The organism is Fulvimarina endophytica (assembly GCF_003403015.1).
Lineage (GTDB): Bacteria > Pseudomonadota > Alphaproteobacteria > Rhizobiales > Rhizobiaceae > Fulvimarina > Fulvimarina endophytica.
The window spans coordinates 17,841-32,276 of the sequence record NZ_QURL01000003.1 but is presented as its reverse complement, the minus strand read 5'-3'; the positions used below and the strand labels follow the sequence as shown (position 1 = coordinate 32,276).

General features: G+C 65.3%; 10 protein-coding genes. 5 read left to right on the top strand and 5 right to left on the bottom strand.

Annotated elements, in window-relative coordinates:
• The first annotated feature begins 19 nt into the window (after nucleotides 1-19).
• Nucleotides 20-1,051: a RhuM family protein gene (gene rhuM / locus DYI37_RS06710; protein WP_116682471.1), complete on the top strand. Its 1,032-nt coding sequence runs from the start codon at nucleotides 20-22 to the stop codon at nucleotides 1,049-1,051.
• Between the two features lie 363 nt (nucleotides 1,052-1,414).
• Here the strand turns inward: rhuM and DYI37_RS06705 are convergent, their stop codons facing one another.
• From DYI37_RS06705 to DYI37_RS06695, 3 genes are all read right to left on the bottom strand, one after another.
• Nucleotides 1,415-1,594, bottom strand: coding sequence for a CsbD family protein (locus DYI37_RS06705; protein ID WP_116682470.1), 180 nt, complete (start codon nucleotides 1,592-1,594; stop codon nucleotides 1,415-1,417).
• 323 nt (nucleotides 1,595-1,917) lie between these two features.
• Nucleotides 1,918-3,420: a PAS domain S-box protein gene (locus tag DYI37_RS06700; protein WP_116682469.1), complete on the bottom strand. Its 1,503-nt coding sequence runs from the start codon at nucleotides 3,418-3,420 to the stop codon at nucleotides 1,918-1,920.
• A 233-nt stretch (nucleotides 3,421-3,653) separates the two neighbouring features.
• Entirely contained in the window at nucleotides 3,654-4,556 is a 903-nt protein-coding gene (locus DYI37_RS06695; RefSeq protein WP_245413813.1) for a flagellar export protein FliJ, read from the bottom strand.
• A 349-nt stretch (nucleotides 4,557-4,905) separates the two neighbouring features.
• Between DYI37_RS06695 and DYI37_RS06690 the strand changes: the two genes are divergently transcribed.
• Nucleotides 4,906-7,194, top strand: a complete 2,289-nt coding sequence (locus DYI37_RS06690; protein WP_116682468.1) for a methyl-accepting chemotaxis protein — start codon at nucleotides 4,906-4,908, stop codon at nucleotides 7,192-7,194.
• A 194-nt stretch (nucleotides 7,195-7,388) separates the two neighbouring features.
• Here DYI37_RS06690 and DYI37_RS06685 read toward each other — a convergent pair whose 3' ends face one another.
• The gene (locus tag DYI37_RS06685; RefSeq protein ID WP_116682467.1) at nucleotides 7,389-9,509 is read right to left on the bottom strand and encodes a M10 family metallopeptidase; all 2,121 of its coding nucleotides are present in this window, start codon (nucleotides 9,507-9,509) and stop codon (nucleotides 7,389-7,391) included.
• Between the two features lie 283 nt (nucleotides 9,510-9,792).
• On the bottom strand, nucleotides 9,793-10,512 hold the full coding sequence (locus tag DYI37_RS06680) for a GntR family transcriptional regulator (protein WP_116682466.1): 720 nt from the start codon (nucleotides 10,510-10,512) through the stop codon (nucleotides 9,793-9,795).
• Between the two features lie 108 nt (nucleotides 10,513-10,620).
• On the opposite strand from DYI37_RS06680, the gene DYI37_RS06675 reads away from it, so the two are divergent.
• From DYI37_RS06675 to DYI37_RS06665, 3 genes are all read left to right on the top strand, one after another.
• Nucleotides 10,621-11,319 carry an aspartate/glutamate racemase family protein gene (locus DYI37_RS06675; RefSeq protein ID WP_116682465.1) on the top strand — a complete coding sequence of 233 codons (699 nt, stop codon included), beginning with the start codon at nucleotides 10,621-10,623 and terminating at the stop codon, nucleotides 11,317-11,319.
• Nucleotides 11,320-11,359: 40 nt separating this feature from the next.
• Entirely contained in the window at nucleotides 11,360-12,715 is a 1,356-nt protein-coding gene (locus tag DYI37_RS06670; protein ID WP_116682464.1) for an NCS1 family transporter, read from the top strand.
• 250 nt (nucleotides 12,716-12,965) lie between these two features.
• Entirely contained in the window at nucleotides 12,966-14,258 is a 1,293-nt protein-coding gene (locus tag DYI37_RS06665; RefSeq protein WP_116682463.1) for a pilus assembly protein TadG-related protein, read from the top strand.
• The last annotated feature ends 178 nt before the right edge of the window (nucleotides 14,259-14,436 follow it).

Below are 14,436 nucleotides of genomic sequence, written 5' to 3'. Positions count from 1 at the left end.
AGAAACGAGTGGTTTTCCGATGGATGAAAAAGATATCGAGCCGGTCCATCTTACCGAAGACGAATCGACTGGCGATCGATTTCTTGTCTACAATTCTGATAAGGGTCTACGGCTCGATATCCGTTACGATGGCGAGCGGCTTTGGATGACGCAGGCCCAGATCGGCCAACTGTTCGGACGCGATCAGTCAGTTATCTCTCGTCACATCGGAAACGTCCTGGAAGAGGGCGAGCTTTCGGAAAAGGGCAATATGCAGAAAGTGCATATTGCTGGATCGACTCGACCCGTAACACTCCATAGCTTGGACATGGTCATTTCGGTCGGCTACCGTGTCTCGTCAGCCCAAGCGACTGTTTTTCGTCGATGGGCTACGGGCGTATTAGTTCAATTTGCGACAAAAGGTTTTGTCGTTGACGCTCCACGATTAAAGCAGTCTGGGAATGCCGATCGCATTGCCGAATTGCGCGAGATCATTCGGGATATTCGATCGGACGAAGCGAATGTCTACGCTGAGTTGAGACGAATATGTTCGATGTGTCAGGACTACGATCCCAAATCCACTCAGGCACGTGACTTCTTCCTGCGGACTCAAGCCAAGCTCGTCTACGCTGTAACCTCCCACACCCCTTCTGAGATTGTCGCCTCGCGAGCCGATGCTTCAGAGGCCGATATGGGCCTCAAAACTTGGCCGAACGACAATATCAGGAAGGCGGATGTAGGTACCTCTAAAAACTATCTTGCCGAATCCGAAATTAAAGAACTGAACCGACTGACAACGATACTATTAGACATTTTTGAAGACCAAGCCGACATCGGTCGATTGATTGTCATGGAGGACGCCCGTCGTCTTCTCGATGCTCAACTGAGCGGACTCGGGCGAGCGATCCTCAAAAGTGGAGGAAAGATTTCAGCTGATGATGCGAGGCGTATTGCAGAAGCGCATTATGCTATCTTCGACAGTGAGCGAAAAGAAGAACGTCGCCGAGAAGCTGACGAACGAATTGCCAAACTCGCGCGTGAAGCTAAAACCCTCCCGAAACGGCCGAAGTAGATGGGTTGAACCAGTAACTCTTATCTGTCGAGAGCCTTGTCAGTATTTCGGCCGCTGACATGTCGTTTGCGATGTTCACCGCAGCGTCGAGCACGATGCCCGGCACGCGGTCCGCGTCGGCGATTGGCCAGCCGCCCGTTCATGAACCCGCGCATGGCGCCTTCATGCCGGGGGCATGTGGGCAGGCATTGCTGTGCGGAACGGCGGGCGCGTCGTGCGGTGCCCGGATTCAGATCTTCTGTTCGACGCAGCGGTTTCGGCAGGGGCCGTGGTCCGGTCCCTGCCTCGCGATTGAAGTCGTCGGGTCGACGTGTTCAGGTCGACATGTTCGGGTCCCGGTGCCGGGACCCGAGGCATCATGGATCAGTCGAGGGCCTTGCGGACCGAATCCTTGGCTTCGCCGACCTTTTCCTGCACCTTGCCCTTGTTCTTCTGGGCGGCGCCTTCGGCTTCCACGCGCTCGTTGCCCGTGACCTTGCCGATGGCCTCCTTCACGGAGCCGACGATCTCGTCCTTCTTGCCCTCGATGCGGTTCTTGTCCATGTCCGTTTCCCTTCGTCGTTCGATGTGTTGATCTCGCATCGGAGCGTCGCGGCGCGATCCGCGGCCGTCGGCTCCGATGCCGCAGAAGAGGTCTCGCCTCTCCCGTTCCCGATGAAAGATAGGTGCCTACGGGGTCTCACACAGGTTCGCGCGCATCAATCGGGCTGATGCGGATCGTTCATTTTTGGAGTGATCCGCATCCATCCGCCCGCGACGGTGTCCGATCCCCGAAAGGCTCGGGCATCGGACCGAGGAGCGGACCCGGGTTTCGGACCCTCCGATGCGTCGGCGAAAAGCCCGGGTCCGGGGCTGCGAGGGCCCGATCAGGACCGGGATTTCGGCCGGCGCTCCTTGTCCGGGCCATCGATGCCGCGCTCCCTCGCCCAGACGATCGCCTCGCTGCGCTTGTGGACGGCGATCTTGCGATAGATGCGGGCGACGTGATTGCGAATGGTGCTTTTTGCCAGGCACAACCGGTCGGCGATCGCCGCGTCGTCGAGGCCGAGGGAGACGTAGCCGAGGACCTCCCGCTCCTTCTCGGTGAGATCGGACAGGCCCGCCTTGGTGCGCCCGTCGGGCTGGGGCGAGCGCATGTTGGCGAGCTTTTCCATGACGCTGCGGCTGAACCATTTGGTGTCGCTCATCACCGCCTCGATGGCGTCGACGAGCTCGGTCTCGGAGGTCTTGCGGCGCGTGATGTCCTGGAACACGTCGAGGACGCAGGTCTCCCCGCCGATGGTCACGGTCTCGGCCGAGACGAGGCAGTCGAGGATGGAATCGCTCTTCGTCTTGAGCTTGGCCTCGTAGCCGCGGAAGCCGCCGGTCTCGACGAGCTCCTTCTCCAGCTTGCGCCGGGTCGCGGCCGCGTCCCACAGCTCGATCTCGGCGGGGCTGCGCCCGATGACCTCCTCGGCCGACCAGCCCGTCTCCTTCAGGAAGGCGTCGTTGACGTCGATGATGCGGAAGCCGTCGAGCGTGGTGATCTTCATCGGAACGGGGGCGAGCCGGAAGGTCTTGGCGAACTTCTCCTCGCTGTTGCGCAGAGCGCTCTCGGCCTTGCGGCGCGGCTCGAGGTCCGCGAAGGTGAAGAGCATGCACTTTTCCTCGCCGATCTCGATCGGCTGGCCGGCGACGATGACGAGCTTGGTCTCGCCCTCGGGAAGCTGCAGGCAGGCCTCCATCTGCGGCACCGTCGCCCAGTCGGCGAGGCGCTGCTTGCCCAGATCGCGCTTCTCGGACGCCTCCATCACGTCGAGATCGTAGACCGAGCGGCCGATGATGTTCTCGCGCGAATAGCCGGTCATGTCGAGAAAGCCCTGATTGGCCCGGATATATCTGAGATCGGAGATCCGACAGATGAGGGCGGGGGCGGGATTGGCGTTGAAGGACTGCTCGAAGCGGTCGACCGCCTGCATCTCGTCGGTCGCGTCGGTGACGACGAGGACGAGGCATTCGGGAACGCCGTCCGCATCGGTGAGGACGAGGCTGCGCACCCGGTGGACCCATTCCGGCTCTTCGGTCCCCGCCCGCGAGACCTCCACGATCACGTCGGCGAAGATCTCGCCCGCGACGACCCGGTCGGCCGGATAGGCGCCGTCCTCCACCGTGTGGTTGTTGCGGTAGCGCAGGCGGAAGCGGTCGCGATAGCCCTCGACGCTGGGGCCGAGATCCTCGACCGAGGAGACGCCGTGCATGCGCAGGGCCGCTTCGTTCGCCCAAGCGATCGTCTGGTCGGGGTCGATGAGGATGACCCCCTCGTCGAGGCCCGCGATGATCTGCTGCAGCTGGCGGCGTTCGACCGCTCCCACGCCCGGTGCATCCTTCATGCAAAGCCTTTCCGACCTGTCTCAGACCTTGGGTGACATCGCGTCATTCTAGGGCTCCGGATCCGGTTGGGGATCGGGATCAAGCATTTGCGATCTGCGTGCGAGGCGGGGACGCTGCGCCCGGACCGGCGACATTTTCGACCGCCGCCTGCGATCGCGCCCGCCGGAACGACGCTCGGCGGTCCGTCAGGGACCGCCGAGCGCACGAGGTCAGGATGTTTCAGGCTTCAAGATCAGGCGATCCGGGCACCGTATCGCAGCGGAACCGCGCCGCTGCGGCCGCCGAGGAAGCCGGCGCCGGCGCCGAGCACCAGGGCAAGGGCTGCGAGCAGCGAGCCGGTGGAGACGACAGAGGCGGTCGCTTCGGCGGCCTGGGTCGCTTCCTGTTCGGCGGTCTGGAGCGCCTGGCGGTATTCCTGCTCCATCTGGTTCACCTGCTGGCGGGCCTGATCGACGGGAATGTTGCGGGCTTCGGCGAGGGCCTGCGCCGCCTGGTTGCGGGCCTCCTCGGCGCCCTGCTCGTCGCCGGTCAGGAGCGAGCGGATCGCATCGACGGCACGGGCCTGCAGCGCCTCGGGATCATTGCCCGTAGAGCGGACCTGCTCCTGGATCGCCTCGAGGGGGTTCGACTGGGAGAGCGCCGGGGCCGCGGCCTGGATCGCCGACTGGCCGGCACTGCCGATGGCCGAGGTGACGCCGCTGATCGCGCCGCCGACGAGCGAGCCGACGGTCGTGGTCAGGAGATAGAGGATGAGGAGCGTGGTGAACGCCCAGGTGGTGAGCCCGTGGAGGCCGGCCGCGAGCCGGTCCGCACGACCGGACATGCGCGCGGCGATGTAGCCGCCGGCAAAGGCCGAGATCAGGGCGGAGACGAGGGTCCAGATGCCGGCCCCGATCGAGAAGCCCGCCGCCGAGGGATTGTTCGCGGCGCCGCCGGTCGGGTCGAGCGTCGCGATGCCGATTCCTGCGCCCAGGAGGGTCAGGATCACCTGCGTCACGAGGGCGATGGTCACGCCCGCGAAGATCGCGCCCCAGGAGACCTTGTTGAGAAGCGTCGCCTGCATGCCCTGGTCGGTCGCCGTACCCGTCGTCGCGCGGCCTGGCGCGCTCGCCATCAGTGTGTCGTGGCTCGTCATGTCTGTTTTTTCCCTTCAACTTCAATACGGTCCAGAGAGGCGGACCGTTGTGGGGGGAAGTGGACAGGCAGGACGGCTTACATAGACGCGACTTGATCAGTCCGGCTGATGCAAAAAGCCTCTTTTTTCATCAGCGCCGTCGCAGGCGGGAGGGCGTGCGCCCGGCTCGGGCCCGGGGCGCAGACGATCGTGCGCGTAAAACGAGGCCGGCCCGCCTTCCAGCCCAGTCCGCCCGCGATCCCCGCCGCAATTTTAAGGAAACCTGATCGAAAACCGCGAAAAACCAGATTCTTCCGCAATTGTTAACGATGTTCTGGTCGAGTCCGGCCACTTTCTGAAGGTGGGCCTTATGAAAAAACGGACAGGTTCGGTCGCAACCAAGATGGTGCTCGCCACGGGCATTGCCATCGGCGCGATCCTCGTCGGCTATACCGGTTTCAATCTGTGGCAGACCAAGACGCAGACCGAAGCGGAGATCCTCGCGCTCGCTGCCGCCAAGGCCCAGATCGTCGCGGAAGACGTCTCGATCGAGATCACCCAGGCGACCTCGGCCGGCCGCGCGCTGGCCGGTGGCATCTCGGGCTATCTGGAGAGCGGGGCGGCGGACCGGGCCGGCCTCGTCTCCATGATCCGCACCGTCTCGCCGCAATTCGGCACCATCTTCGGCGCCTGGATGTGCGGCCTCGTCGACGGGCGACTGTCTGAGATGCTTCCCGGTCTCGAGGCCGCCAATGCCGAAGGGATCTTCACCCCGTACTGGACGAAGTCCGAAACGGGAGAGGTCGGCATGTCGACCTGGACGATCAAGCCGGGTGAAGAATACTACGCCGCGCCCCTGAAATCGGGTCAGCCTGTCATCACCTCGCCCTATCTGTCGACGACGAACGAGCTGCTCACATCGGTCTCGGTTCCGGTCCGCGTCGGCGGTGAGATCGTGGGGCTCGCAGGCGTCGACATCAAGCTCGACCAGATGGTGGACCGCCTCGGCGCCATGGCGCCCTTCGAGGGCGGAACGGTGATGCTGCTTGCCAATAACGGCAAATGGCTGGTCCATCCCGAGACCGCCCGCATCATGACCGATTACGCCGACGGCGGCGCGGCCGAGGTGCGGCAGGCGCTCGAGACCGGCGCGACGCAGGTGATCGAGGGGCTCGCCGACGGCGATACGCGCATCGTCTTTCCCTTCACCGCGCCCGGCATGAACACCACCTGGGCGGCCGTCGTGGACGTTCCCGAAGCGGTGTTCACGGGGCCGGTCCAGGACAAGATCCAGACGACGCTGCTCGCCGGGCTGATCATTCTCCTCGCCGCCATCCTCGCCATCCAGTTCGCCTCGCGCTCCCTCATCCGGCGGCCGCTCGCACGCGCGCTGGAAGGCGTGAAGCGCATGAGCGCCGGCAATTATGCGCAGGCGATCGAGGGCACCGAGCGCTCCGACGAACTCGGAACGCTCGCCGGCGCGCTCGAACAGTTCCGCCACGATCTCTCGCGCGGCGAGGCGGCGAAGGCCGAACAGGCGCGCCTGCAGGAGAGCGTCGAGAGCGAGCGCCGGCGCCAGAGCGATATCGAGCACTCCAAGGCGGAAGACCTGCGCGTCCTCGTCCGGGCCGTCGAGGACGGCTTCGAGAAGCTCTCGGACGGCGATCTCACGGTGCGCATGGACGGCAGGCTCGCACCGGAATTCGAGCCGATCCGGCGCACCTTCAACGGCACGGTCGCCGAACTCGAACAGGCGATCGGGACGGTTCTGTCGAGCGTTGCGAGCATCCGCAACGGGCTGGCCGAGATCTCGACGGCCTCCAGCGATCTGGCCCAGCGCACCGAGCAGCAGGCGGCCAATCTCGAGGAGACGGTGGCGGCCCTGAGCGAGGTGACGGGCGCGGTGAACGAGACCGCCAACGGGGCGAACGATGCCCGGAGGGCGGCAGGGTCCGCGCGCGGCAAGGCCGAGCGCGGCGGCGAGATCGTCCAGCGTGCCGTCAAGGCGATGGGCGAGATCGAAGCCTCCTCCGGCCAGATCAACCAGGTCATCTCCGTGATCGACGAGATCGCCTTCCAGACCAATCTTCTGGCGCTCAATGCCGGTGTCGAGGCGGCGCGAGCGGGCGAATCCGGCAAGGGCTTCGCCGTCGTCGCCCAGGAGGTGCGCGGTCTCGCCCAGCGCTCGGCCGAGGCCGCGAGGGAGGTCAAGGCGCTGATCTCGACCTCGCGCGAAAAGGTGGAGGAGGGCGTCGGGCTCGTCGTCGCCTCCGGCACCTCGCTGGAGGAGATCGTCTCCGAGGTCGCCTCGATGAGCGAGGTCGTCACGAAGATCGCCGCGTCCGCGCGCGAACAGGCGGTGAGCCTGCGCGAGGTTTCGGGCGCGGCCGACCAGATGGACAAGGTCACCCAGCAGAACGCGGCGATGGTGGAACAGTCGACGGCCGCCGCCCATACGCTGGCCGAGGAAACCGACGCGCTGGCCGCCGCGATGGCAAGATTCCGCACCGGGCAGACGGTGAGGGCCGCCACGCAGACCCGCGCCGCACCGAAAAAGCGGACGCCTGCGCCCGTGACCCAGATGCGGACCACCGGCGCGGGCGGGGCCGCGCGCAAGCCCGAGCCGGCCCCCGCCGAGGACAGCTGGGAAGAGTTCTGAGCCCGCGAGCCCCCTTGTCGAGGGCAGGCGGAACGAGATCCGAACAAAGGCGAGGGTCGGCCATGGCGCCGGCCCTTCGTCGTTCCGTCCACGCTTACCAAGGCCGGCGGTCCCGACGATCGCGGCCCATACGCATGAAGGAGGCTTGAGGCCCGCCTCACGCGGGCCGTGTCACCGGTGCGTGACGGGGGCGCTCAGGATATGCCCGGGCGGAACCAGAGAAGGCCGTCCAGCTCGAAGCTCGGGCCGAGGCTGCCGACGGAATGGCCGGTGAAGGTGACGGCGACGTCGACGCCCGAGCGGTCGCTCTGGGACGAGCCGTCGATATCGATGAAGACGGTCGCCCCTTCGTATCCGGCCGCGCCGGCCCTGTTCTCCCAGAAGATCCGCGAGATGCCGGGCCTGAAGCCCCAGATCGTGACCTGTTCGGAGCCCGGGATGAAATCGGTGATCGTCGACCAGGCGACCTGACCGCCGCGCGCATCGACGAAGAAGGTGTCGATGCCCTCCTCGCCGCCCAGAAAGCCCGAGCCGACGCCGGCATCGAGGATGTCGTTGCCCTTGCCGCCGAAGATCACGTCGTCGCCGGCCAGACCGTTGATGAAGTCCGCCTGGCCGGTTCCGAAGATCTCCTCGCGCGCGGCGCCCGATCCCAGATGCTGCCAGTCGATGCCGGCGACCGGGCCGGTATAGGCCGACGCGGGAACGACCCGTTCGGTTCCGTCGACGACGACCTTGAACTTCGGGGTGGTGTCCGGCGTCGGCGGCGGTGCGACCGGTGTGGGCGCCGGTGTCGGTGCTGGTGCGGGCGCGGGCGTCGGAGCCGGCGTGGGGGCCGGGTTCACGGTGGGCGTTACCGCCGGCTGTGTCGTGGGCGCAGGCGTGGGCGTCACCGTCCCGGCTCCCCCCGTCCCGCCGGACGAGCCGCCGGTCGTCCCGGCCGAGCCGATCATGGCGACGAGGTCGGAAAAGCCGTAGGCGATGTCGGAGAAGCGGATGCTCTCGATCGTGTCGAGGACCCGGTCGATCCCCTCGCCCACCGCCTCGCCCACCACCTCGATAGCGCCTTCGAGGAGGCGGAAGGAGAAGGCGGAGAAGGCGATGTCGTAGACGACCTGGTCGAAGCCCGCGCCGCCGTCGAAGACATCGTTGCCGCCCCGTCCGTAGAAGACGTCGTTGCCCCCGTTGCCGACCAGCCGGTTGTCCGCACCGTTGCCGATGAGGATGTCGTTGCCCGCCCCGCCGATCGCGTTCTCGATGACGGTGCCGACCGCAAGGGTGAGATTGCCGATCCGGCCGCCGATATTGGAGGCGTTCTGCGAGGTCTGGCCGCCCGTCTGCACCGTGAGATCGATGCGCTGGTCGGCCCGGTAACCGCTGAAATCCACCGTGTCGATGCCGCCCGCATCGACGATGGTCGAGGCGGTGCGGCCGGCATAGGTGGCATAGGCGTTCCAGATGCGGCTCTCTTCGGCCGAGATCGTGGTGTTGAAGCCGTAGACGGTGTCGCCGGTAAAGGCGTTGGCGGTGCCGTAGCCGTACCGGCCGTAGATGTCGTCGAGGGCGATCCAGTCGACCGCCATCGGCGTCTGGAGGAGCGCATAGCTCGCCGCGACCTCCGTATTCTCGCTCTGCGAGAAATACGACATCATGGTCGCCTGCCAGCTGTCGTTCTGGAACTGGGCCGAGGTCGAATAGCCGCCGCTGCCGTTGTAGTTGCCCTGATGGCCGAGGCCGAGCGCATGGCCGATCTCGTGGAAGATCGTCTGCAGGGTGTAGTCGTCATAGGTCGAGGTTGCGCCCGACCAGCTCGCGGCGACGTTGACGTAGGAATAGTAGATCGAGCCGTCGCCGTAGCGCACCGAGCCGGCATAGGCGCCGCTGGCATTGTCGGTGAAGAAGAAGTCGACGAGGCCGGCATCGGTGCTCGTCGTCTCCACGAAGCGGATGCCGAGGACGGCGGAATAGACGTCGAAGGCGTCGCGGATCAGTTCGGCGCGCGCAGCGCTCACCCCGTCCGCATCGTTGACGCCGCTATAGGCGAGGGCCCCGCCGGTGCCCGAGAGGTTGTAGTGGAGAACCCCGTTGTTCGGATCGTTGCCGGTGGCGCCGAGATTGTGGCGGATGCCGGAATTGCCCCAATAGCCGACGCGCAGATAGTCGGCCATCTCGTCGAGGCTGGCGACGACCCGGGCGCCCGCGGTGCCGGTGACGCCGGAGGGATCGGCCATGACCCTGCGATCGATGTCCATCGAGCAGGCCGCGCAGCCGCAACCGGAGACGTGCAGGAGGGTGTCGCGAGCGTCCGAGGTCATGTCACGGGATCCGAAAGAGGCCGTTGAAATCCGTTCTGCCCCATAAGGCCCATGCACCGATGAATCTTCGCTGAACCGGGTCGTTCAAATGCCCGCGACATCGCGTCCGGACGGGGCGATGGGGCGGGTCGGGGGACCTTGGGGGTGGCGCCGACCTGACAGGTCTTGGAGGCGATTTCGTGGCGGCAAGCGGGCGATCTGCAACCGGAAGTCTTCGCTCGTGACCTGATCGCTGACCGCCACGAGGCGTCACCTTCGGCTTGCGACGCCCGAATGGCGGGGATCAGATGCCCGTGCCGGGGGAGAGCTGTTCGGCGAGCGTCATCGGCCGGCTTGCGCCGCGCTCGAAATCGAGCCCTGCCTCCAGATGGGCCAGATGCTCGTCGACGAGGGCGACGAGGCGAGCCTCCTCGCCCGCTTCCAGGGCATCGACGATCGGGCCGTGATCGTCCCTCGCGCAGGAGGAGGCCGAGGCGTCGCCATAGAGGCCGAGGATGAGGGTGGTCCGCAGGGTGAGTTCGGCGAGGAACTGGCCGAGCACGCCATTGCCCGCGATCTCGGCGATCTTCATGTGGAAGGCGCGCGACAGGCGCAGCTCGGCCGGCTTGTCGCCGCCGGCCCGCGCCTCGGCCTCCTCGGCGATCATCGCGCGCATCTGCGCAATGTCCGCCGCGCCCGCATGGGGGATCGCAAGGCGGGCCAGGGTGCGCTCGACGGTGCGGCGCGCCTCGAACACCTCCCGCGCCTCGCGCGGCGAAGGGGTGGCGACGAAGGCGCCGCGATGGGGCCTGATCTCGATCACGTGCTGGGCCGCAAGGCTCGTCAGCGCCCGGCGCACATTGGAGCGATGGCAGGAGAACAGATCGCTCAGCGCCTGTTCCCCGAGCTTGGTGCCCGCCGGCAGGCGATGCTCGGCGACGGCCGAGAGAATCGACGCGGTGATCGTCTCCTCCGGCGCGCGCGGTTCGGCAACTGTCTGATCGGCAGGCGTGATCGGGTTCATGGGGGGAGCCTTAACGCTCGTTCCCACCGGCTGCAACTGCCTGCTGACAGACGCCTCGCAACGTGTTAACAGTGATTGTCGACAATAAATGGCGACAAGGGAGGACCCATGAGAATTCTGGTGATGAATCCGAACGCGACCCGGTCGATGACGGACAAGATCGTGGCGAGCGCGCGGACGGTCGCGAGCCCCGGCACCGAGATCGTCGCGGCCACGGGCACGCCGCCGGCCCCGCCGAGCATCCAGGGCCATCACGACGAGGCGATGTCGGTGCCCGGGCTGATCGCGCGACTGAGGCAAGCCGAGGCGGAAGGGCTCGACGGCGTCGTCGTCGCCTGTTTCGACGATCCGGGCATCGGGGCCTGCCGCGAGGTGTTTTCCGGTCCCGTCCTCGGCATCTGCGAGGCGGCCGTGAAGGCGGCGAGCATGCTCTCCACCTCGTTCTCGGTCGTCACCACGCTTCCGCGCTCGGTGCCGGTGATCGAGCATCTCGTCCATGGCTACGGCCTGTCGCACCGGCTGCGCCGGGTGCGCTCGGCCGCGATCCCGGTGCTTGCCCTGGAGGAAGAGGGCTCGGGGGCGCGCGAGAAGGTGCGGGCGGAGATCCTGCGGGCCGTCGAGGAGGACCGCTGCGAGGCGGTGGTGCTCGGCTGCGCGGGGATGGCCGATCTCACCGAATGGCTGACCGAGGAGACCGGCGTTCCGGTGATCGACGGGGTAACGGTGGCCACTCGCATGGTCGAGGCGCTTGTCGCCTGCGGCCTGAAGACGAGCAAGGTCGGCGCCTATGCGCCGCCCATCGCATGACAGACATCGCGTGATCGAAACGGGGAGGAGACCGTCAAGAATGAGCACGACCTACACCACCGGCGCTTCGAGCGTCGACACACTGGACCAGAAGGCGATCGGGGAGGAGAGCCTTGCGCCGCAGACGACGCGGATCATGGGGCCGTGGTCCTATCTCTTCGCCTGGCTGGGCGGCTGCGTCTCGATCGGGACGTTCACCGTGGGCTCCGGCCTCGTCGGCACCCTGAACCTTCTTCAGGTGGTCCTCGCCATCGCCATCGGCTGCATCGTCATCGGCATCGCGCTGATGATCAACGGACAGGCCGGCCACAAATACGGCATTCCGTTCATGGTGCAGGCCCGCTCGGCCTTCGGCTTCACGGGCAGCCGCATTCCGGCGCTGGTGCGCTCGGTGCCGGCGATCGTCTGGTTCGGCTTCCAGAGCTGGATCGGCGCCGGCGCGCTCAACCTCGTCTCGGCGACCCTGTTCGGCTACGACAACATGGTCGTCTTCTTCGTCGGCTTCCAGGCGCTGCAGATCGGCCTGTCGGTGCTCGGCTTCCACGGCATCAAGTGGCTCGAGAACATCGGCTCCGTCTTCATCATCTTCTCGCTGGTCTACATGTTCTTCAGCGTCATCGGGAAATATGGCGACGAGATCTCGACCAATCTCGTGAACGTGGAGGGCACCTGGGGCGCGCCGTTCTGGGGCGCGACCATGCTGTTCCTCGGCATCTACAGCACCATGATGCTGAACGTGTCGGACTATTCGCGCGAGCTTCGCAGAAATGTCGGGCCCCTCGGCCAGGTGACGATCTATGCCAATTCGATCCTGCCGGCGACGCTGTTCATGGGCATGATCGGCCTGATGGTCTCGGGCGCGACCGGCGAGGTCGATCCGATCCGGGTGTTCTCGAGCGCCGTCGACAACAAGCTGCTCCTCGTCGTCACCCTGCTCTTCATCGCATTCGCCCAGGTGACCACCAACATCCTCAACAATGTGGTGCCGCCGGCCTATGCGCTGATGGACGTCTTCAAGCTGAAGTTCCGCACCTCGGCGGTGCTCGTCGGCCTTCTCGCCTTCGCGACCTTTCCCTGGGAACTGGTGAAGGACGAATCGGCGGCCGGGCTCAATCTCTTCATCCAGACCTATTCGGCCTTTCTCGGGCCGATCTTCGCGATCCTCGTCGTCGACTACTTCGTGCTGCGTCGCCAGACGCTCGACCTCGAAAAGCTCTATGACGAGAACGGGCCCTACAGGGGCGTCAACTGGGCGGCGGTGATCGCGATGGCGATCGGCGTCGTGGTCGCGCTGATCTTCTCGGGGGTGTCCTGGTATGCGAGCCTGGTGCCGGCCGGGCTCTCCTACGTCATCCTGATGCGCACCATGCCGAGCGCGAAGCGATTCGCGAGCTAGGCACCCTCTCGTCCCGATCCTGCGCAAAGCCCGCCCGTCCGCCATTGCGGCCGGGCGGGCGACGCCTGTCGACCTCCCGGCCGGCCGCCCGGACCCGACGCGCGCGGAAGGCTAGGAACCGGGCATTCCATGGACCGCGTAAAACATTCCCTAAAGGAAGACTTCCGATTCAAAGCTGTTCCATTCCGGCAATTCGGCCCTTTGCGGTACGGGTTCCTTAAGAGAAGGCGGTCATCATGGCGTGATCTTGATGTCTGCTGGATGGTCTGTCGTGATGACCCGATTGAAGAACTTGGCTCGGCGGCTTGCCCGTTCGAAGCATGGAAACGTCGCCGTCATGACGACCCTGACCATGCCGCTCCTGGTGGCGGCGGTCGGCGGGGCATACGATTTCGGCGCCATGTACCAGCACAAGACGAACACGCAGATGGCGGCCGACCAGGCAAGTCTCGCCGCGGCCAAGCAGCAGTCCGATCGTCAGGTCCAGGGTGGGGGCTCGGGAGCGGGCACCTCGCTCGCCGCCTATGCCGAGAAGCTGCTTCGCCTCAACGATCCGCAACTCGCCTCGAATGCTCAGATCGACAGCCAGCTGATCAACGACGATTCCCAGGTCTCGGTCGAGGTCAAGTCGGGCATACCCACGATCTTCCTGAAACTCATCGGGATCGACCGCCTGGATTACGAGGTTCGCGCGGTCGCGCAGATCGCCAAGCGGAAATATGTCGATTTCTACTTCCTCGTCGACGTCTCGGAATCCATGAACATCGCCGCCACCGAGGCCGATCGCCTGAAGCTTCTGAAGACGACGCTGAAGGGTACGAAGGGCCGGGAGACCTGCTTCTTCGCCTGTCACGAGCCCATCACCGACTTCTCGCCCCTGTCCTATTACGAGATGAACCAGCGGGCGGGATCCGGCAAGGCGGTCCTGAGGATCGACGTCCTCAACGACGCGCTGCGTTCGGCCGTCGACGGGATTCTGGAGAGCAATTCAGACCCCAATTCCCTGGTGAAGACCCGGGTCGCCCTGACCTTCTTCAGCGAGACCTCCAAGATCGCGACGCCGCCGACCACGGACGCGGCCGTGGCCAAGAAGCTGATCGGCAATCCCGGAATCTACAGCAAGCACACCAATGTAAATCAGGCCCTCAGCGAGTTTTCGTCCTTCCTCGGCAGTCAGGGCACCGGCGACAGCGTGGACGATCCGCTGAAGGTCGCGATCTTCACGACGGACGGTGTGCGCGACGAGTCGGCGAATGCCTGGTCGCAGATCGCACTGGGAACGATCGACACCCTCTCTTGCCGGCAGATCAAGCAGAAGACGATCGATCTGGCGGTTCTGGAGATCAAGTATCTGGAGTTCTACGACTATCAGAACCACTTCCGGAACCGGGTCCAGGCCTATTATAAGGACATCAGCCCGACCCTGAATAACTGCGCGTCGCCGGGCCTGCATTACGTCGCCAGCGAATCCTCCGATCTGAAGAACGGCATGGAACAGCTGATCAACAAGCTGCACACGGCCGATATCCGCCTCGTCTTCTAAAGCATCGGACCGAAAAGTGGACCCGGTTTTCGGATCATCCGATGCGTCGGCAAGAGATCTGAGCATCGGGCCCGATTCTGGAATCGGGTCCGGGGCTCTGGAAATGGTATCCGAAGCCGGACGGACCGCCGGCCTCCTTCCCAGGGGGCGGCACTTGAAACGACCGGACCGAGGCCGG